General features: G+C 63.5%; 17 protein-coding genes and 2 tRNA genes. 8 read left to right on the plus strand and 11 right to left on the minus strand.

Annotation, left to right across the window (positions count from 1 at the left end; all coding sequences use genetic code 11):
• Window positions 1–110: 110 nt before the first annotated feature.
• Both AC1DLO_RS08445 and AC1DLO_RS08450 read right to left on the minus strand, forming a co-directional pair.
• Window positions 111–539 (minus strand): hypothetical protein, encoded by a 429-nt coding sequence (locus AC1DLO_RS08445; protein ID WP_476889185.1) that lies wholly within the window; start codon window positions 537–539, stop codon window positions 111–113.
• 421 nt (window positions 540–960) lie between these two features.
• The gene (locus AC1DLO_RS08450; protein WP_476889186.1) at window positions 961–1,983 is read right to left on the minus strand and encodes an SLAC1 family transporter; all 1,023 of its coding nucleotides are present in this window, start codon (window positions 1,981–1,983) and stop codon (window positions 961–963) included.
• Between the two features lie 109 nt (window positions 1,984–2,092).
• Between AC1DLO_RS08450 and AC1DLO_RS08455 the strand changes: the two genes are divergently transcribed.
• Window positions 2,093–2,650 (plus strand): TetR/AcrR family transcriptional regulator, encoded by a 558-nt coding sequence (locus tag AC1DLO_RS08455; RefSeq protein ID WP_476889187.1) that lies wholly within the window; start codon window positions 2,093–2,095, stop codon window positions 2,648–2,650.
• 121 nt (window positions 2,651–2,771) lie between these two features.
• On the opposite strand, the gene AC1DLO_RS08460 is transcribed toward AC1DLO_RS08455, so the two are convergent.
• From AC1DLO_RS08460 to AC1DLO_RS08480, 5 genes are all read right to left on the minus strand, one after another.
• Window positions 2,772–2,845: transfer RNA gene (locus AC1DLO_RS08460), tRNA-Ile, on the minus strand.
• 262 nt (window positions 2,846–3,107) lie between these two features.
• Window positions 3,108–4,304 carry a glycosyltransferase gene (locus AC1DLO_RS08465; protein ID WP_476889188.1) on the minus strand — a complete coding sequence of 399 codons (1,197 nt, stop codon included), beginning with the start codon at window positions 4,302–4,304 and terminating at the stop codon, window positions 3,108–3,110.
• A gap of 111 nt (window positions 4,305–4,415) precedes the next feature.
• Window positions 4,416–5,321 (minus strand): DMT family transporter, encoded by a 906-nt coding sequence (locus AC1DLO_RS08470; protein ID WP_476889189.1) that lies wholly within the window; start codon window positions 5,319–5,321, stop codon window positions 4,416–4,418.
• Window positions 5,321–5,944 carry a CDP-alcohol phosphatidyltransferase family protein gene (locus AC1DLO_RS08475; protein WP_184736011.1) on the minus strand — a complete coding sequence of 208 codons (624 nt, stop codon included), beginning with the start codon at window positions 5,942–5,944 and terminating at the stop codon, window positions 5,321–5,323. The genes AC1DLO_RS08470 and AC1DLO_RS08475 overlap by 1 nt, the downstream gene beginning before the upstream one ends.
• Window positions 5,945–5,994: 50 nt before the next feature.
• Window positions 5,995–6,843 carry a phage holin family protein gene (locus AC1DLO_RS08480; RefSeq protein WP_476889190.1) on the minus strand — a complete coding sequence of 283 codons (849 nt, stop codon included), beginning with the start codon at window positions 6,841–6,843 and terminating at the stop codon, window positions 5,995–5,997.
• Between the two features lie 154 nt (window positions 6,844–6,997).
• Here AC1DLO_RS08480 and AC1DLO_RS08485 point away from each other — a divergent pair, with 154 nt between their 5' ends.
• The 3 genes from AC1DLO_RS08485 (at window position 6,998) to AC1DLO_RS08495 (ending at window position 8,963) form a co-directional block, all read left to right on the plus strand.
• Window positions 6,998–8,251, plus strand: coding sequence for a multidrug effflux MFS transporter (locus AC1DLO_RS08485; protein WP_476889191.1), 1,254 nt, complete (start codon window positions 6,998–7,000; stop codon window positions 8,249–8,251).
• 64 nt (window positions 8,252–8,315) lie between these two features.
• Window positions 8,316–8,495, plus strand: a complete 180-nt coding sequence (locus tag AC1DLO_RS08490; RefSeq protein WP_476889192.1) for a YMGG-like glycine zipper-containing protein — start codon at window positions 8,316–8,318, stop codon at window positions 8,493–8,495.
• A gap of 60 nt (window positions 8,496–8,555) precedes the next feature.
• Window positions 8,556–8,963, plus strand: a complete 408-nt coding sequence (locus AC1DLO_RS08495; RefSeq protein ID WP_184736017.1) for a hypothetical protein — start codon at window positions 8,556–8,558, stop codon at window positions 8,961–8,963.
• Window positions 8,964–9,038: 75 nt separating this feature from the next.
• On the opposite strand, the gene AC1DLO_RS08500 is transcribed toward AC1DLO_RS08495, so the two are convergent.
• Window positions 9,039–9,111 (minus strand) — tRNA-Asn (locus tag AC1DLO_RS08500).
• 161 nt (window positions 9,112–9,272) lie between these two features.
• Between AC1DLO_RS08500 and AC1DLO_RS08505 the strand changes: the two genes are divergently transcribed.
• From AC1DLO_RS08505 to AC1DLO_RS08520, 4 genes are all read left to right on the plus strand, one after another.
• Entirely contained in the window at window positions 9,273–10,043 is a 771-nt protein-coding gene (locus tag AC1DLO_RS08505; protein WP_476889193.1) for an MBL fold metallo-hydrolase, read from the plus strand.
• A 156-nt stretch (window positions 10,044–10,199) separates the two neighbouring features.
• Window positions 10,200–13,490, plus strand: a complete 3,291-nt coding sequence (locus AC1DLO_RS08510) for a fibronectin type III domain-containing protein (RefSeq protein ID WP_476889194.1) — start codon at window positions 10,200–10,202, stop codon at window positions 13,488–13,490.
• A 255-nt stretch (window positions 13,491–13,745) separates the two neighbouring features.
• Window positions 13,746–14,600, plus strand: a complete 855-nt coding sequence (locus AC1DLO_RS08515; RefSeq protein WP_476889195.1) for a lipase family alpha/beta hydrolase — start codon at window positions 13,746–13,748, stop codon at window positions 14,598–14,600.
• A 411-nt stretch (window positions 14,601–15,011) separates the two neighbouring features.
• Window positions 15,012–15,140, plus strand: coding sequence for a hypothetical protein (locus AC1DLO_RS08520; protein ID WP_476914454.1), 129 nt, complete (start codon window positions 15,012–15,014; stop codon window positions 15,138–15,140).
• Here AC1DLO_RS08520 and AC1DLO_RS08525 read toward each other — a convergent pair.
• From AC1DLO_RS08525 to AC1DLO_RS08535, 3 genes are all read right to left on the minus strand, one after another.
• Window positions 15,137–15,442: a PAS domain-containing protein gene (locus AC1DLO_RS08525; protein WP_476914463.1), complete on the minus strand. Its 306-nt coding sequence runs from the start codon at window positions 15,440–15,442 to the stop codon at window positions 15,137–15,139. The two genes, AC1DLO_RS08520 and AC1DLO_RS08525, sit on opposite strands and share 4 nt — an antisense overlap.
• 88 nt (window positions 15,443–15,530) lie before the next feature.
• Window positions 15,531–16,541, minus strand: coding sequence for a DUF916 domain-containing protein (locus tag AC1DLO_RS08530; protein ID WP_476914455.1), 1,011 nt, complete (start codon window positions 16,539–16,541; stop codon window positions 15,531–15,533).
• 156 nt (window positions 16,542–16,697) lie between these two features.
• Window positions 16,698–17,276 (minus strand): WxL domain-containing protein, encoded by a 579-nt coding sequence (locus AC1DLO_RS08535; RefSeq protein ID WP_476889199.1) that lies wholly within the window; start codon window positions 17,274–17,276, stop codon window positions 16,698–16,700.
• Window positions 17,277–17,316 lie beyond the last annotated feature (40 nt).

The following is a 17,316-nucleotide window of genomic DNA, read 5'->3' on the forward strand; positions in this document are numbered from 1 at the left end:
TCGCAGTTGCGCATCTGCATCAAGGTGCCGGCATATATGGCTCGGCGAACTCAGCCAACCAGGGCGTTGCCCAAGACGAATGAGTGATACAGCACGAGCATTGAGGTGGGTTAGCTGGAAAGGCCGGTGCAGGGCTGGCGGTACCGGCTCGGGAGCTCGGCGGCGTCCTCGGGGAGGTCAGCGGGGGCGTGTGCCTGGCCGTTCTTCCACCAGTAGTGAGCGTGCCTGGTGATCTCGTCCCACTGCCTGGCCTCCGTCCTGTAGTACGCACAGGTCACCTCGCCGTCGCGGTAGCTGGCGACGCCGAACAGCTTGCCGGTGCCGACCGCGGCGCGGGTGGCTGCAACGATGACAAAGGGCCACTGGCCCAGGTTCCACCCATCGGCCCCCCAGTTTGGGATGGCGGCCCATCCGTGTTCCCTGATCAGATCCATCCAGCCATATCCGTCGTCCAGGTGATAATCGCCCAGGACCACGGCGGCAGGGATTACCTCACCAGTGTCCTTGGTGGTGACGGGCCCGATCCTGACAGAATTCATGGTTGTGTGTCCAAAACTCCGGCAGCTATTTTGCTGCCCGTGGGCGCGGTGAAAAAGGACATTGGACCCTCCATGGATTCGGCCTGTCGACGTTCCAGACAACAAGGCCGCCCCCGCAGCCCACACACTCGTAATCGACGCACCACCCGGAAAAGTCACGGGCCGGGGATCGTTTCTCGAAATTTTTTCCGATCCACCCTGAAACATCCGCCATCCCGCAGGAGGTTCCCAAACGGCCTTCGCCGCCTGAGGTCTTGAGACTTCCCAAACTGGACGTCGCCAGCTGGGGATCTTCCTCTCGGGAAGAAGTCAGCGCTTTGGATTGGCGGGGGGGGCGCCGGCCCGGACGGCCGCGGTGAAGTCGTTGTCGGGACGGAAGCCACCTTCTGTAGACGAGCGACGTGGTTGTTGCCACGCGTAGTCAGCCAATCGCCTGCTTCTGGGCGGCTGACCGCTGTCGCCGTCTCGCGCGGGTCGTGGCGACGAGCAAGAGGCTCGACTTCGCTGCGATCGACACGACAAGGAGCGTAACGGCGGCGAGCACTCCAAGTGTGACGGCCTGCCAGGCAGGCGGTTGGAGCAGGCGCAGCCATGTGATGGCCAGCGCGGCGACACTCGCCACGGGGAAGGTAAACGACCAGAATCCGAGCGAGAACGGCAGTGCGCGGTAGCGCCGCAACAACGTCGCCTGGATCAGCACCATCAACACCGTCATCGCTGTCAACCCCTCGAACAGGTGATCGGGTCGACCTCCGGAGATCGTCAGCCACGCTGCCGACGCGACAGCCGGCGGAGCGATCATGATCGCAAGTGTCGGGACGAGTGCTGCAGGCAAGGTTGGACGGAGCGCGAGCCGGAGGAAGAAGAACACCGAGATCACCAGCCAGAAGAAGATCCCGACCGCGAAACTTCCTACAGCAAGCCAGTCAAGCCCCGCCTCTGCCGCGGCGAAAGCACCAACTAGACCGGCTGCACTGATGGGCAGGAAGTAGCCACCATGAACGGATTCGAGTGGCAATTGCCCGCGCATCCAGAAGCCCAGAATCCATGCGGCGAACGCGGCTGCGGCGGCCATGGAGGTCAACGTCACCACGGTTCCGGCAAGTGGAATAGTGCGGTGGAGGCTCGCTCCGATCAGCATCGCGGCAATGGGAAGCAATGCTGCAAGGGGGCCCTGGGCGTAGTGCGTGAGCTGATGAGAGAGCCGTTGGCTGGTGCGCGTGCCGCGATGCACGTGCACAGCAAGGGTCCAGATCCAGGCGATCGCAGCGACCAGCCAGAACGCTTGCCCGAGCCAGAACGGTGCGCCGAGCGCGGAAACCGCTACGGACCAGACTTGGGCGAGGCCGGCCAGGCCCAACGGGATGGCGAGCGTGTTCAACGGGACGCGCATGCGTGCTGGCGTTGGAGCGGCGACGTGCGTCGCGTGTACTTGAGCTGACAAGGGAATGCCTTCCTGGCAGGGGTAGCGGGATGTCGACGATTGGTCACCGGCAGTTTTTGACCTTGAAGTACAATATCACGCAAGTTACGCTTTTCCCATGGGCAGACCGATGCAGTTTGAGACAGACACGGCCGTCGACAGGGCGATGGACCTGTTCTGGCGTCAGGGATACGCCGGGACGACGCCGCAGGAGTTGGCCAGCGAGCTGGGGATCGGCAAAGGCAGTCTCTACAACACCTTTGAGAGCAAGCACGCGCTGTTCATGCGTGCCCTTCGGCGCTACAGCGAGGTACGGATCGAGTACCTCGCCGACATGTTCTCCGCGCCCGGGCCGATCGGGCCACGCCTCAAACGGGCGATGACTGTCCTCGCCGGGGTCGGCGAGCACCGGCGGGGGTGCGTCATGGTCAACGCTGCCGCGGAGCTCGGCACCGCCGACGACGACGTGAACCGCATTGCGGAGGATCTCTTCACACGGATCGAAACGGAGTTTCGGCAAGCAATCGCGCAGGGACAAGAGTCTGGAGAATTCAGTATGGACCGGGCGGCCGACACCGCCGCTAGCCAACTACTTGCCTCCGTGATCGGGCTTAGCGTACTCGTCAAGGCAGGCGGGCCGTCGGAGAGGTTCCAAGCCGTCATCGACGGCATCGTCGATGGATTATGACGTCAAAGGAATCCACAAGATGCGGCGGGCGCGCCGGTTGTTGAACCCGCCGGCTACCTCAAAACGTAAAAAAGAAAGAGCCCCTGAGCTGCGTTTCCGCAGCACAGGGGCTCTTTTCGGGTAGGGCTACTCGGACTTGAACCGAGGACCTTAGGATTATGAGTCCCGCGCTCTAACCAGCTGAGCTATAGCCCCGCAAAGTGCCTGGTGGAGGGTTCCTGGGGAAGCCCTCCGGGCCAAAACACTCTAGCAATAATAGTCATCTCCAACGCCGAGGCGCACACCAGGCCCTAAACCACCCAGAGTAGCGCTGAAGTTCCCCGGCTTTGGTCTTGATCGAACGTCGGAAACCTCATGAACCCGTGAGTGCGGTCGGTACGGTCTCCCAAAGGTGGGGAATTCACTTCGGTCCCCTGAGCCTTCGGTCCCGCTAAGCCACAGCAGGCACCCGGCGCAACTAGACGACCTTGTCCTCGTAGGCCGCGCCGCGGTACAGGTCTTCAAAGGTCTGAAGCGTGCCCTCGATGCTGTGGGGCTCCACCATGGCGCGGCTCGCCTTGCCCATGGCTTCGAGTTCACCGGCCGGTAAACGAAACAGTTCAGTGATCCGGGCTGCCAGCTCGTTGCTGTCGCCCGGGGTAAACAGGTGCCCGTTCTCCCCTTCGCGCACCAGATGCGGCAGCGCCATCGCGTTGGCGAGAAGAACCGGCGTCGACGCCGACATCGCCTCGAGCGTCACGAGGGACTGCAGTTCGGCCGTCCCGGGCATGCAGAACAAGTCGGCGCGAATGTACGCCTTCCTCAGGTCCTCATCACTCGCAAGGCCCAGGAACCTGACCCGCTCCCCCAGGCCCAGGCGCTTGGCTTGTGCCTCCAATGCGACCCGGACCTCGCCGCCGCCGACGATTTCAAGGTGCACCTTGAGATCGGCCGGCGTCTTGGAGACGGCGTCGATCAGCACGTCCACGTGCTTTTCTTCGGCAAGGCGGCCGACGAAGAGGACGGTGGGGTTGGCATGCGGCTCAATCTCTTCGCCCGGCTGCAGTTCATAAGCAGCGGCGTCAATACCGTTGGACAGAGGCAGGACCTTGCGGAGGAAGGCGTGCTGGTGCATGGCCTTCGCCGCCAGCGGAGTGGGCGTGGTGACGACGTCGGCCATGCCCATGACCTTACCCATGTCCTTCCACGAGACGCGCCCGATGATGTCCTTGAACCACTGCGGGAACGGCAAGAACGGGTTCAGGTTTTCGGGCATGAAGTGGTTAGTGGCCACGATCCGGATCCCGCGCTTCTTGGCCTCGTAGAGAACGTGTTCGCCGATCATGTAGTGGCTTTGGATGTGCACGACGTCCGGCTTGACCCTATCGAAGAGCAGCGCGATGTCCTTCTTGATTTCCCACGGGTAGGAGATCCGAAAGTACTCGTGCGTGAAGACACCGTGGGACTTCAATCGGTGCACCGTGGCTTCGTCCGCGAATTCGGTGAAGCTCTTGCCGTTGTCCGCCCGGCAGGCCAGCACGTGGACGTCGTGCCCCCGCGCCTTCATGCCTTTGGCAAGCCGGTACCCGAACTGAGCAGCACCGTTGACTTGCGGCCGGTATGTGTCTGCCGCAATCAGGATGGTGAGAGGTTTGTTGGTTTCGGGAATGGTCACGTGGAGAACTCCTGATGGTCACGGTGCGAACATCGCAAGGCGTATGGCCCTACGACGTCTTCGCCGGCTGCCTGCCGCGGGTGTGCGGGGCACGGTTTGTTGAGCGTTGCCCTAGGCCTTCCGGCTCGCTGCCGCCTTCGCGTCACGTTTCCGTTTGGTGACCTCGGGATGGTGCCGGCTCAGGGCAATAACCCCCACGATAGCAAGGGAAGCGGCCACAGCCATGGCGATTGCGAGCACGGCGTGGACATCGGGACGAAGCTCACCCAAAATAGCGATCCCAATGGCGATCCCGACAATGGGGTCGATCACAGTGAGCCCTGCGATCACCAGATCCGGCGGGCCGCCGGAGTAGGCGCTCTGCACGAACCAGGAACCGAGCCCGCCGGCCGCGGCGATGGCCACCACCGTGTACCACTGCACATTCAGCAGAAAATGCCCGTTGGGATCCAGAAGGTGCCGGCCAATAATGCGCGTCAGCACGGCGACGAATCCAAACAAGACACCTGCGCCCAGGATGTACACGAAAGCGCTCATGCGGTGCCGGAACATGATAGCCAAAGTTCCAAAGAGCCCGACGGCGAGAGCCAGTAGGAGCACGATGGTTATTTCGTCCTCGCCGCTAACGTGGTGGTTCTCCTGGGTGGCGTTGACCGCCAACAGGACGAACAGGGCAGAACCCGTCACACAAGCCGAGATTGCCACCACGGTGCCGCGATTGATGCTGAGGCCTTGGTCCTTGGCGTTGACCACCGTGGTGATCACCAAAGCGATGGCACCGATGGGCTGAACCACGGTCAGGGGAGCCGACACCAAGGCGATGGCGTTCATGCCCATGCCCAAGGCAAGCAACAGCAGGCCCAACATCCAACGTGGATTCCTGAGAAGTCTCAAAAATCCTTGGGAACTCAAGGCGAGTCCACCGGTATCGGCTTTGACCGCGCTGCCCTGGCGCTGGGCACCAATGGCAAGGCAGAAGGCGCCAAGCACCGCAAGAAGAACTGCAAACCAGACCATCAGCTACGACCGCCGTCGTTGGCTTTGAGCTCTTTGCCCTTGCGGAGGATCGCCCAGAAATAGTTGTAGGCAGCCACCCAATGGCCCACGAGGCCCAAACCGAGGCAGACCCAAGCAGTGACGAAGTAGACACCTGTGAAGGGAATCGCGAGCTTGGAAAGGACCAGAAGCGGAGTGCCAAGGAGCAGGAACGCGGTCCGGACTTTGCCGATCCGGCTCACCGGGAGGTCGGGGTGGCTGTGGAAATAGAACAAGGAGGCGGTGCCGAGGACGACGTCAGGCACGACCAGTGCGGCGAGATACCACCAGTCAACGACGCCGGCGATCACCAAAGTGACAGCGACGGTGATGAGTGCCAGGCGGTCTGCCACGGGATCCAGGATGCGGCCCAGTTTGGACGCTTGGTTGAAGCGTCGCGCGACGTAGCCATCTACCCAGTCCGTGCCACCCATGATGGCAAGAACCAGGACGGCGAACCCGTATTCCTTCCGCCACAGCACCAGCCACACAAACAGCGGAACGCCCATGAAACGCAGGACTGTCAGGAAATTGGGGACGGTGAAGATGAGATCGTGGTCGATCTGCGGCTGGCCCGGGCGGGCGCCTGCACCGATGAACTTCACCTGTCCCCCTTTCCGTAGTCCGCGGCTGGTGTGGTTGCTTACCGTCCCTATTACTTCTTGAACAGCTTCCGTAGTCCCACTGCAGCCACCGTGGCGGACGCGGCAAAGAGAAGCAGCTCCTTCCAGCGGGCGGCGAGCCGCTCCGGCAGCCCTGCCGGAACTTTCTCACCGAGATCTGCGAGTTTGTCGGCCGCAAACTGGCGTCCGTCGTCGAGCTTTTGCCCTGCAGCGTCCAGGAGGGCCTTTCCTTGGGTCTTGACATCGAGCTCGACGCCGAGCTGATCACGAACGTCCGCGAGGTGTTCGCGGCGCTGCTCCAGACGGCGGAGCAGTTCGGCCTCGCTCGGGGCGGGCGGTTGCTCGGCCTTGTGTGCCTCTGCCTTGGCGGCTTTTTCGGCCTTGGCCTGCTCGGCCGCAGCGGCTTTCGCTGCTTCCGCAGCCTTATAGGCCTCCGACGAGGGGTCCAGGACGCTTGCGTCGAACGACGTCCCCTCCGTGATGATGCCAAGATCGTGCTTGATCCCGCGGATGGTCTTCTCAGGTACAAGCGGCATAGCCCTCTTGAACGAGAGGAATCCAATGAGGGCTCCCACAAGAATGATCAGCAGGAACGCTGCAGCGACGACGAGCGCGGCGAGCCACGCTGGCATGACAGTGGCCAGGCCTAGGATCGCGGCCACCACCAGAGCGATGACGAGCAAAGAGAGGAAGATCAGCGCGACGCCAACGAATGCCCCCGCAACACCCAGATGCTTGCCTTTGCCCTTGAGCTCAAGCTTAGCCATGTTGATTTCGTCATTGAGCTGCCGCGGCGCAAGCCGAGCCGCAAGTTTGAGGGTGTTCGGCAATGCCGAAATGCCCGGGCGTTGGCCAGCCCGGCCGCTGTGACGTCCACTCATTGGTTCCGCCTCACTGCTTCCTACTTGCTCCTACCCGGCACTGGCGCGGAAGCGAAACAACCGCCCACGCGCACCTGTCCACAAAACTACCATTCAGCTTCAGCCTCAACTTCCGGGACAGTCCTGCGGCGCGCCTTTGCCATCCCTGATAAATATGATCTTGTCGCACATAAGATTGACAATCGTGAACACTCCCCCTGTACCGGGCGATTCCCTCAGCCGACGCGAAAAACTCCTCTACATCCTGCTACTTGGCGCCTTGACCGCCCTGGGTCCGTTTACGGTGGACCTCTATCTGCCGGCGTTCCCCGCATTGGAGCATCATTTCGACGTCTCGGCCGCCGCGATCCAACTCACGTTGACCGGTACAACGGTGGGCTTCGCCATCGGGCAATTGGTGGTGGGCCCGTTCAGCGACAAATTCGGACGCCGCATGCCCTTGATCCTTGCGACGGCCCTGCACATCGGTTCCTCCCTCGGCGCCGCATTGTCCACGGACATCAGTACACTCGCCTTGTTCCGCGTCCTCATGGGCGTCGGCGCGGCAGGGGGTGGCGTGGTGGCCATGGCCATGGTCCGGGATCTTTTCGCAGGCTATGCCATGGTGCGGATGTTCTCCCGGATGTCACTGGTCAATGGCCTCGCGCCGATCCTGGCTCCGATCATTGGTTCACAACTGCTGTTGGTAATGCCCTGGCCCGGGATCTTCTATTTCCTGGCGAGCTACGGAATCCTGGTGATCATCGCCGCAGTGTTCCTCATCCGGGAAACCTATCCTGCCGAGCTTCGCCGGCAGACGACATCGACGGCGGGTCAGCGTTACAAGGCCGTTTTCGCGGACCGGATTTTCGTGGGGATGCTGCTCGTTGGCGGATTCAACTTCGGCGGACTGTTTGCGTATCTCTCCGCATCGACATTCCTGTTCCAACAGGTGTACAACTTCTCTCCGCAGGAATACGGACTGCTGTTCGGCGTCAACTCCCTTGGCATCGTCGCCGGCGTCCAGATCAGCTCGAGGGTCATCAAACGGGTTGCACCCCAATGGATCATGGCCTTTGCCACGGCCTGGATGCTCCTGATGGCCGCGTTGATCGTGGTGTTCGATCTCCTGCACTTCGGCCTGTGGGGCGTCATGGTCCCACTGTGGTTCTACATCCTGGCCACCGGGTTCATGTTCCCCTGCGTACAGGTCATTGCCCTCGCCAACCACGGTGCGCAGGCCGGAACAGCGGCCTCCTTGCTGGGTGCCTCGAACTTCCTGATGGCCGGCATCATTCCGCCGGTGGTTGGCTGGCTGGGCGTCGGCTCCGCCATTCCCATGGGCGCCGTACAGGCGGTGTGTCTCGCGTGCGCCGTGGCAGCCCTCTGGCTCGTTGTGCGGCCTCGCGCTGTCCCCTCCATCCACTAATACGCAAATCCATCCACCGATGAGCGGGGACCGGACGTGTCGTGCGGGCAAGTAGGCTCAACCCATGACTCGCAAACCACACCGCAACGGCCGCGGCCTTTTCCTCGGGGCGATGCTCGGCGCCGTCGTCGGCTTCTTGCTGGGCCGCGGGGCCGGAAACGCCGTGTTCGGAGCCCTGGTGGGCGCCGTCGTCGGCTCTGCGATTCTTTATCGGATCAATCCCGGGCCCTGGAAGCGGGACTAAGCGGGCCGTCCGATGGGTCGAGGCCTGTTGCAGGGCATGGCCCGGCGATAAAGTTGAGATGTGCCCCGTTGGCAGGAACTGCAACCTATTCCAGCCCCATGGCAGCGCAGGGATGACGGCATCCTGCCGCTGTGGTGGGATCGCCTGTGCACGGTGACGAGCCCCCAGTCCGCGGCCCTCTATGCGGCCGGACTTTTCACCGAGGACCGCCGCCGCCCGATTGCCCAATGGTTCAATCCAACAAACGGCGCGGCCTTGCTCGTGGCTCCGGAAACCTCGCCCGAATGGCCCGTCCAACGCTTCGGAATCTTCTATGCACCCCCTGGCGGCGGATTCACGCGTGTTCACTCCGCTGCCCACGAATGGCACCCGCGGGAACCGAGGACGCCCCCCACCGAGGACGAGGCTTTCCGGGACGCCGTGGCCGAGGCGGCGAGATTCCTGCAAGTGGAGATGGATTTCGTCTGAATGTTGAGCAAAATCTGACAAATCGAAGCAAAAAAGTAGGCCCCGCACCAGTAAAACCGGTGCGGGGCCTTCGCGCTCCTCCGACTGGACTTGAACCAGTAACCCTTCGATTAACAGTCGAATGCTCTGCCAATTGAGCTACGGAGGAATGAGGCGGTTATGACTTTAGCAAAGGTTTTGCCGCAAGTGAAATCGACCCAGGATCACGTGCGGACGCCTGCGTGATACCCCTCCCGGGTATAGCGAATGCCGCGAAGCTGACGCCCCTCCAGAGGTAGGATGGTCCGGCTCCTACGAAGGGAAGGAAACATGTCGAAGAAGTGGTCCCCTGGGGACAACGTGAAGGAAGTTGCCGAGGACGTCTTTTTCGTCGAAGGCCCCGCAGTCAACTGGACCATCCTCAGGCGGAACAGGGAATTCACCCTCATTGACACGGGCTATCCCGGGAACTGGCCATTACTCCAATCCAGCATCAATTTCCTGGGGCTGTCTGTGGAAAATGCCGCGGCGGTTCTCCTGACGCATGGCCACTCCGATCACATCGGCAATGCCGCGAGAATTTCCGCAATGGGCATCCCGGTGTTTGCACACCAAGCGGAATTGCCTAATGTCCGCCGGGAGATCCTCGAACAAATCAGCGTCAAGGATCTCGGCTTCCGCGTCCTCCGCCCCAGAGTGGGCGCGTGGGCGGTACATGCCGTCCGATCCGGGGGCTTGACCGACGTCGCGGTCCCGAAGGTCGCGGCAATGACCCAGGGTACTTTGGACGCGCTCCCCGGACGTCCCCAAATCATTGCCACTGGCGGCCACACCAGCGGGCACGTATCCTTCTTGGTTCCATCGGCGAGGGCCATCGTTACAGGGGATGCACTGATCACAGGCCATGCCATCAGCCCTGCCTCCGGGCCGCAGATGCTGCCCGCAGTCTTCCACCACCGCCCCGCAGAGACCTGGGCAAGCTTGGAGGTCCTCAGGCAGTTGGGCGCCGAGACCATCCTGCCGGGCCACGGCCCGATCGTGACTCCACCCCAAGGGATTATCGAACTCGTCTCAGACGGCACCTACTCCCCTTTCGGCTAAGGCGTCGGCCTTCCAGTACCCGTATTCGAGCCCGAGTGAAGAGAGCCGGGGCCGGCCCAAAACAGGTACCGCCCACTCTTAACCCGTGCCGTGCCTAGCCCATAGGCTCCGGACCTGGGGTTACTGACCCGGTCTGTTCAGCCAAAGGGGAAGCCGATGCGGCTCCTGACCATATCGTTCCGGCAGTCAACGGTGTCGCTCCGACGGCAGGGGCGCACTACGGCTTGGCGCAAGAAGGTGCTTGGCATTGGCAGCCCATGGTTCCGCTGGGCCACGGCTGCGTCCGTCCTGATGTTGTTCGGGTACTCGATGGTCTACATCGGAGCCCCTGCGCAGGCGGCACTGCCGAAGACAATCATCAGCCTGACGTTCGATGACGGCAATGACGATCAACTCGCGGCAGAACAGGTACTGAAGTCCCATGGATTGCACGGGACATTCTTCATTACGACCAGTTGGATCGATAATCCGTCGTGGCTCACCCGAGCCAATCTGAACAGCATCGCTGCGGACGGGAACGAGATCGGTGGCCACACCATCACCCACCCGGACCTCACCACCTTGTCCACTTCGGCAGCCACTAACGAGGTTTGCGGCGGACGGACCACCCTTGCCAGCTGGGGGTTCAATGCCACCGACTTTGCCTATCCGTTCGCGGCGGAAAACTCCTCTGTAGAGCAAATCGTCAAGAATTGCGGTTTTGCCAGTGCGCGCAATCTGGGTGACATCCGCTCGCCCGCGAGTTGCTCGGGTTGCCCTTTCGCAGAGACCCTTCCCCCGGCCAATCCTTACAACACAGCGGCGCCGGATGAAGTCGACAGCACTTGGACGCTGCAGAACCTTGAGGACCTGGTCACCAACGCCGAGCCGGGCGGCGGATGGGTCCAATTCACCTTCCACCATATTGCCGTCGGGACAGACCCCACCCTGACCATCAGCCCCTCGCTCTTCAGCACCTTCATCACATGGCTCGCGGCGAGAACGGCCAACGGGACAACGTCCGTACAAACGGTTGCCCAGGCCCTGGGGAATACGCCAAACCAGCCACCGACGGCCGCCTTTACATCTTCGACGTCAGGTTTGACGGCGACGTTTGACGGTTCAGCTTCGACCGATCCGAACGGCACAGTAGCCTCCTACAGCTGGGACTTCGGCGACGGGTCCCCCGCGGGAACCGGCGTGAAGCCTTCGCACACTTACGCCGCGGCGGGAACGTACCAGGTGAAGCTGACGGTGACGGATAGCGGCGGGCTGACAGGGACGGTCACGCACTCGGTAACTGTCGCGGCCGCGGCGACGGCGCCTGCGGCACCAGGTGGGGTGACTGCGACGGCGGGGAATGCTTCCGCTGTGGTGTCGTGGACGGCTCCGGCTAATGGTGGTTCTCCGATTACCTCGTATGCGGTGACGCCGCATGCGGGCGCCACGGCTTTGGCCCCGGTGACGGTTTCAGGGAACCCGCCCGCGACGACGGCGACCGTGACCGGGTTGAGCAACGGCACGGCCTACACGTTCACGGTGACGGCGACGAACGCCGTCGGGACGTCCCCGGCGTCTGCGGCCTCGGCGCCCGTCACCCCGGCGGCGCCGACCGCGCCTGCGGCACCGAGTGGGGTGACCGCGACGGCGGGCAACGCTTCCGCCGTGGTGTCGTGGACGGCGCCGGCCAACGGCGGTTCGCCGATTAGTTCGTATGCGGTGACGCCTTCTTCCGGCGGCACGGCTTTGGCTCCGGTGACGGTGTCCGGGAACCCGCCCTCGACCACGGCGACCGTCACCGGGTTGAGCAACGGCACGGCCTACACGTTCACGGTAACGGCGACGAACGCCGTCGGGACGTCCCCGGCGTCTGCCGCGTCCGCGCCCGTCACCCCGGCCGCGCCGGTTCCCGGCGTCACCAACGGCGGCTTCGAGTCCGGGCTCACGTCCTGGACCGCCGGCGGCGTCAGGGCACCCGCGGCCTCCACCACCGCGCACACCGGCACCGGCTCGGCACTCCTGGGCCTGGCCTCCGGAACGGAGCCTTTGGGTGACAGCAGCCTGTCCCAGACCATCACCGTGCCCGCGGCCGGGACGTCCACCCTGTCCTTCTGGTACCAGCCCCACACCGCGGACGACACCTGCACCGGCACCACGTGCCGCTACGACTGGATGGAAGCACAGGTCCGCTCCACCACCGGCACCACGCTGGCGAGCCTCTTCAAGCTCAGCAGCAACTCCGGGACCTGGACCCAGCTCAGCGCGAACCTGACCGCCTATGACGGGCAGAGCATCGTGCTTTGGTTCAACGTCCACCTCGACGGGTCCAGCCCGGCGGACGACACCTGGATGTACCTCGACGACGTCACCCTGACCAACAGCCAGACAACGCCGACGGCACCCGCGGCCCCCACCGGGGTCACCGCGGCCGCGGGCAACGCCTCCGCGACCGTGTCCTGGACCGCCCCGGCCAACGGCGGCTCCCCGATCACCTCCTACGCCGTGACCCCGCACGCCGGCACCACCACCCTGGCCCCGGTCACCGTCACCGGGAACCCGCCCGCGACCAGCACCACCGTGTCAGGGTTGAGCAACGGCACCGCCTACACCTTCACCGTCACCGCCACCAACGCTGTGGGAACCTCCCCGGCGTCGGCGGCCTCGGCGCCGGTCACCCCGACCGCGACGGCGACGGCGCCCGCGGCCCCCACCGGGGTCACCGCGACGGCGGGCAACGCCTCCGCGACCGTGTCCTGGACCGCCCCGGCCAACGGCGGCTCCCCGATCACCTCCTACGCCGTGACCCCGCACGCCGGCACCACCACCCTGGCCCCGGTCACCGTCACCGGGACACCCCCGGCCACCAGCACCACCGTCACCGGGCTGAGCAACGGCACGGCCTACACCTTCACCGTCACCGCCACCAACGCGATCGGCACCTCCCCGGCGTCGGCGGCCTCGGCGCCGGTCACCCCCACCGCGGCCACCACCTCGACCATCGCCAACGGGGGCTTCGAGTCCGGGCTGAGCTCCTGGACCACCGGCGGCGTCAGGGCACCCGTGGCCTCCGCCACCGCGCACACCGGCACCGGCTCCGCGCTGCTGGGCCTGGCCTCCGGAACGGAGCCCCTCGGTGACAGCAGCCTGGCCCAGACCATCACCGTCCCCGCCACCGGGACCTCCACCCTGTCCTTCTGGTACCAGCCCCACAGCGCCGAAGACCCCTGCACCGGCAACGCCTGCCCGTACGACTGGATGGAAGCACAAGTCCGCACCACCGGCGGCACGGTCCTGGGCAGCCTGCTCAAACTCTGCAACAACAACGGCACCTGGACCCAGTTCAGCGCCGACCTCTCCGCCTACAAAGGCCAGACCATCACCCTCTGGTTCAACGTCCACCTCGACGGCTCCAGCCCCGCGGACGACACCTGGATGTACCTCGACGACGTCACCCTCACCAACGGGTGACTGAATCAGATGCCAAAAATCCCCGCCCTCATCAGAGGACGGGGATTTTTGACGTAGCGCTCCTCCGCCGGGACTTGAACCAGCGCCTACCCCCGGATGCGATTCAGGCGCGCCCTGGACTCTGTCGGCTTTTGCACGTTTTCTCATTTTGGGTACACAAAATTGCATTTGATGATTACCCGTCAGTAACATCATGAAGCGGGGGATGTGATGCGAATCACCACAAGGGAACATCTCAATGATTGGAATTGCTCTATGACAGCGCAAAAACGGTCCGCACTGCTGGCGACAGTGGTGCTTGTACTCTCACTCTTCGCGGGAGCGGGAGCCGCCTCAGCCGACACCACCGATGTCTCACCTCCGGGAGCCAACGACTGGGCCTGCACGCCGAGCTCGGCGCACCCCTACCCCGTGGTGCTGGTGCCGGGAACTTTTGAAAACATGGCCAAGAACTGGAGCACTCTCTCCCCCGTCTTGAAGTCGCAGGGCTACTGCGTGTTCGCGCTCAACTACGGGGAGGTCAATGGAGTCTATGCCTCGGGTCCTATTGCTGATTCGGCCCGCGAACTGGCACCGTTCGTTGACGCCGTTCTCGCGGCCACGGGCGCGCGGCAGGTGGACCTTGTGGGCCACAGCCAGGGCGGGATGATGCCGCGCTACTACATGGGGTTCCTTGGCGGCGCCAAGAAGGTCCACCACTTGGTCGGAATCTCCCCGTCGAACCACGGGACTCAGGGACTGATCGTCCCGCCGCCGGACTCCACACCCTCGGAAATGCAGCTCTTCAGCCCGTTCTGCCAGGCATGTATGGACCAACAGGCGGGTTCGGCCTTCCTCACGAAACTAAATTCCATCGGGGACACCGTCCACGGCCCGCTCTACACCGTCATTTCCACAACACACGACGAGGTGGTGACACCGTACCAAAGCCAGTCCCTGGCGGGCAGCTCAGCCCAGTTGACCAACATCATCATCCAAGACACCTGCCCGTTGGACCTGATCGAGCACGACCAGACCCCCAACGATCCGGTGGTGCACCAATGGGTGATGAACACCCTGAGCCAGCAGGACAGACCGGCGGACCCGACATTCCGGCCCGTGTGCCTTTAGGCCTCGCGGCCTTCAGGCGTCGCGGCCTCTAGGCGAGATGGTTCGAGGCCTCGCGGGATCGTTGGAGCCGCGGGGCCACGGGGCCAATACACGGCCTCTCGCCGCCACTCGCGATCGTAACGACCCGTCCCCCGACGTTCTCGACGCCAAAAATCCCCGCCCTCTACTGAGGACGGGGATTTTTGAGTAGCGCTCCTCGGACTGGGCTTGAACCAGTAACTCTTCGATTATTGGTCCGGAATGGTCCGTTCTTGCGCTCTGGCCTACGCCTCATTTCAGCTGTCGCGCCTTGTGATCCGTTCCCAAGACATGTTTGGCCATGCACTGGCATCGTTGACGTCGGCCTCGTTGTGATCTGGAACATCTTCGCTCACCCCATCCGATCTATCGCAACGCTCCTCAAGGTTGCGCTTGGGGCCGGTGGTCGTTTACCTGCTCGCCGGGCTTCTGGCTGGTTACGGCATGAATATCTTCATCGGGGTCGCCATGCTGGCAGCGGCCTCCACCATCAGCATCCTGCAGTCACGTAGATCCAGCTAGACCAAATGAGGACCGGGTTCGTGTCTCCCAATGAACCCGCGTCCCGTTCGGTCCTGCATCCAGAACTCACCTGCCCAGCCTTGGCCCGCGGCGATCCCGTCCGTGATCTCCTGGATGGTCGCTGCCTGGCCCGGTACGTCCGGGCCGGCGATGATCCCAAGCTCGGTGATTTTCCGACCGAGGACCTCTGTGGACCGGAACCCGTAAAGCCGCTCGGAGGCTTGGTTCCAATAGCTCACTTGCCAGATGCCATCGAGTCCGATAACCGACTGCTGGATTTCCTCCAGCAGTCGCGACTGCATCACCAGATCATCCTGCTTTACAACAGGCATTGCCCCCCGTTCCAGCCAACATCCGGAGCCCCCAGGAAGTACCTGAAGGTCGTGAGCGTCAACTTACAGCCGACTGAGCAGCTTCGCGTTCATTTGCCGAGACTTGGGCGATAGCGCGGCGGGCTCTACGGACAAAGCGGACCATGCGCCACGAACCATAGAGGGCCGCTAGGACGAGGAGCAGTCCGGTGACGATGAGTGGCCACGGGGCATAGTTGACGCTGGTCTCGGCATGGCCGGTGCCGGCTTCGGAGGTGATGGTGGTCCGGGCAGTACCTGACTGGACAAGTGGTGCCTTTGCCGTGCGGGCGTGAAGGTCAAGGGTGGATCCCGGCAGCATGCTTTCCGGGGTATCAAATGTGAGTTGGGCATTGGCCCCAAGCCAGTTGCTGACCTCGAGCGCGGCGGACGGGTGCAGGATGGTGTTGCCCGTGTTCTTCAGGGGCAAAGTGAATGTGAGCGCGTCCCCGCTCTGCTGCCAACTCATATCGCCGTGCTGAAGGGAGCTGACGGCGGTGCCGGCGACGTTGAGATAGATGCGCACGCCCTGGCGCTGGATGACGTCCAAGCGAACGGCAGTGTCTCCGTTGACGTTGGTGGTTTGGCCCTGGACTGGAGGACTTTGGATGATCAGCCCGCCGGCATAGTCGCCCGGCGGAGTCCCGGCCGGCACGCTGATGCGGAAATTGACTTTTAGTTCCGCATTCCCCGCGACTGTGATCTGGTCCTCGTCCAAGTGGATCCAGCCGCCGACGCCGGGGCGCGGATCGTCCTGGTTGGCCAGGGCGAACGCCCCCTGTGGGGTACTGGTGCCGTCTACCGGATAGTTCAGCAGTGTCGTCGGGGACTGCGTGTGGTTGGTTACTATCGCGGTGGCGTCCAGGGCTGCCCCCGGGTACAGGGAGAAGTGGAAGAAATCTGATTCGTTCGCGGGCCGGATTCCCAGGGCCCCGTCGTCGACCGCCACTGCCGGTCCGGTGCTGGCGAGCAGGCCAAGGGCCAGCGCCGCCGTCATCAGGGCTGTGCGCAGAGGCCCGCGCAGCCGTGGACGCTGTAATGGGTAAGTCACGGGGAAGTCCTTGGTAGGGCGATCGGATTGCCGGGTTTCGTGATGGGAACCCGGCGGAGCCGGGAGGTTCCACGGTCCATCCCGGATGGACGTGCAGCCCGTCGACCGCCACACTTCAGGGCAGACCGATCGGCGGGCCGCACGGTGTTCAGGCTGTCAGGAAATGGTGTAGGTGAGGGTCGAGACGTAGGGCAGCAGTGCAGTGGACCCGACCGCGCCGAAATAATTTGACCGGAACGCATTGGCGGGGACGGCAAGGCTGTACGTGGGCGTCAGCGCGTAGGTTCCTTTGTTAGTACCTAACGACGATACGAGGGCCTGGGCCGACCCGGACATTGCCAGGGCAGGTGCGCTGATGGTGGCAGCTGAGTCGGTGCCGGTGCCGGCAGTGACCGTCCCCGGGGTGATGGTCAGTTTGCCGACGGGAATGGTCCGGGCTGTTGTTTCAACGGTCCCGGCAGCGCTGGTGGGGACAGTGGCGCTGACTGAAAGCGACCAGGCCTCTCCGGTGCCACGGGTGTCGGAAATGCTCCAAGGTGCAGACGAGGTGCCGGTGGCGGTCTGGTCAGTACCGTCCAGCAGTACGCCGGTCAAGTTGGCCCCTGACGTGGTAGAGGCCAGGGCCCCACCGGAAATGGTCGAGTTCACGGTGTCTGCCGTCGCTGCTGGGAGTGCGGCGGTGAGCAGGATTCCGGCGGCGGCAAGGATGCCTGCGGCCTTGCGGATTTTGCGCATGGGATTTCTCCAGATGTTGGTGGGCGCGCCAAGAACGCGT

The organism is Arthrobacter sp. 01T419, from assembly GCF_056398865.1.

What these genes read in the sequence shown, in the direction of transcription:
- AC1DLO_RS08510 (WP_476889194.1), top strand. Translation starts at nt 10,200, where the DNA reads ATGCGGCTCCTGACCATATCGTTCCGGCAGTCAACGGTGTCGCTCCGA.
- AC1DLO_RS08455 (WP_476889187.1), top strand. Translation starts at nt 2,093, where the DNA reads ATGCAGTTTGAGACAGACACGGCCGTCGACAGGGCGATGGACCTGTTC.
- AC1DLO_RS08445 (WP_476889185.1), bottom strand. Translation starts at nt 539, where the DNA reads ATGAATTCTGTCAGGATCGGGCCCGTCACCACCAAGGACACTGGTGAG.
- AC1DLO_RS08485 (WP_476889191.1), top strand. Translation starts at nt 6,998, where the DNA reads ATGATCTTGTCGCACATAAGATTGACAATCGTGAACACTCCCCCTGTA.
- AC1DLO_RS08470 (WP_476889189.1), bottom strand. Translation starts at nt 5,321, where the DNA reads ATGGTCTGGTTTGCAGTTCTTCTTGCGGTGCTTGGCGCCTTCTGCCTT.
- AC1DLO_RS08515 (WP_476889195.1), top strand. Translation starts at nt 13,746, where the DNA reads ATGACAGCGCAAAAACGGTCCGCACTGCTGGCGACAGTGGTGCTTGTA.
- AC1DLO_RS08480 (WP_476889190.1), bottom strand. Translation starts at nt 6,843, where the DNA reads ATGAGTGGACGTCACAGCGGCCGGGCTGGCCAACGCCCGGGCATTTCG.
- AC1DLO_RS08535 (WP_476889199.1), bottom strand. Translation starts at nt 17,276, where the DNA reads ATGCGCAAAATCCGCAAGGCCGCAGGCATCCTTGCCGCCGCCGGAATC.
- AC1DLO_RS08490 (WP_476889192.1), top strand. Translation starts at nt 8,316, where the DNA reads ATGACTCGCAAACCACACCGCAACGGCCGCGGCCTTTTCCTCGGGGCG.
- AC1DLO_RS08525 (WP_476914463.1), bottom strand. Translation starts at nt 15,442, where the DNA reads ATGCAGTCGCGACTGCTGGAGGAAATCCAGCAGTCGGTTATCGGACTC.
- AC1DLO_RS08505 (WP_476889193.1), top strand. Translation starts at nt 9,273, where the DNA reads ATGTCGAAGAAGTGGTCCCCTGGGGACAACGTGAAGGAAGTTGCCGAG.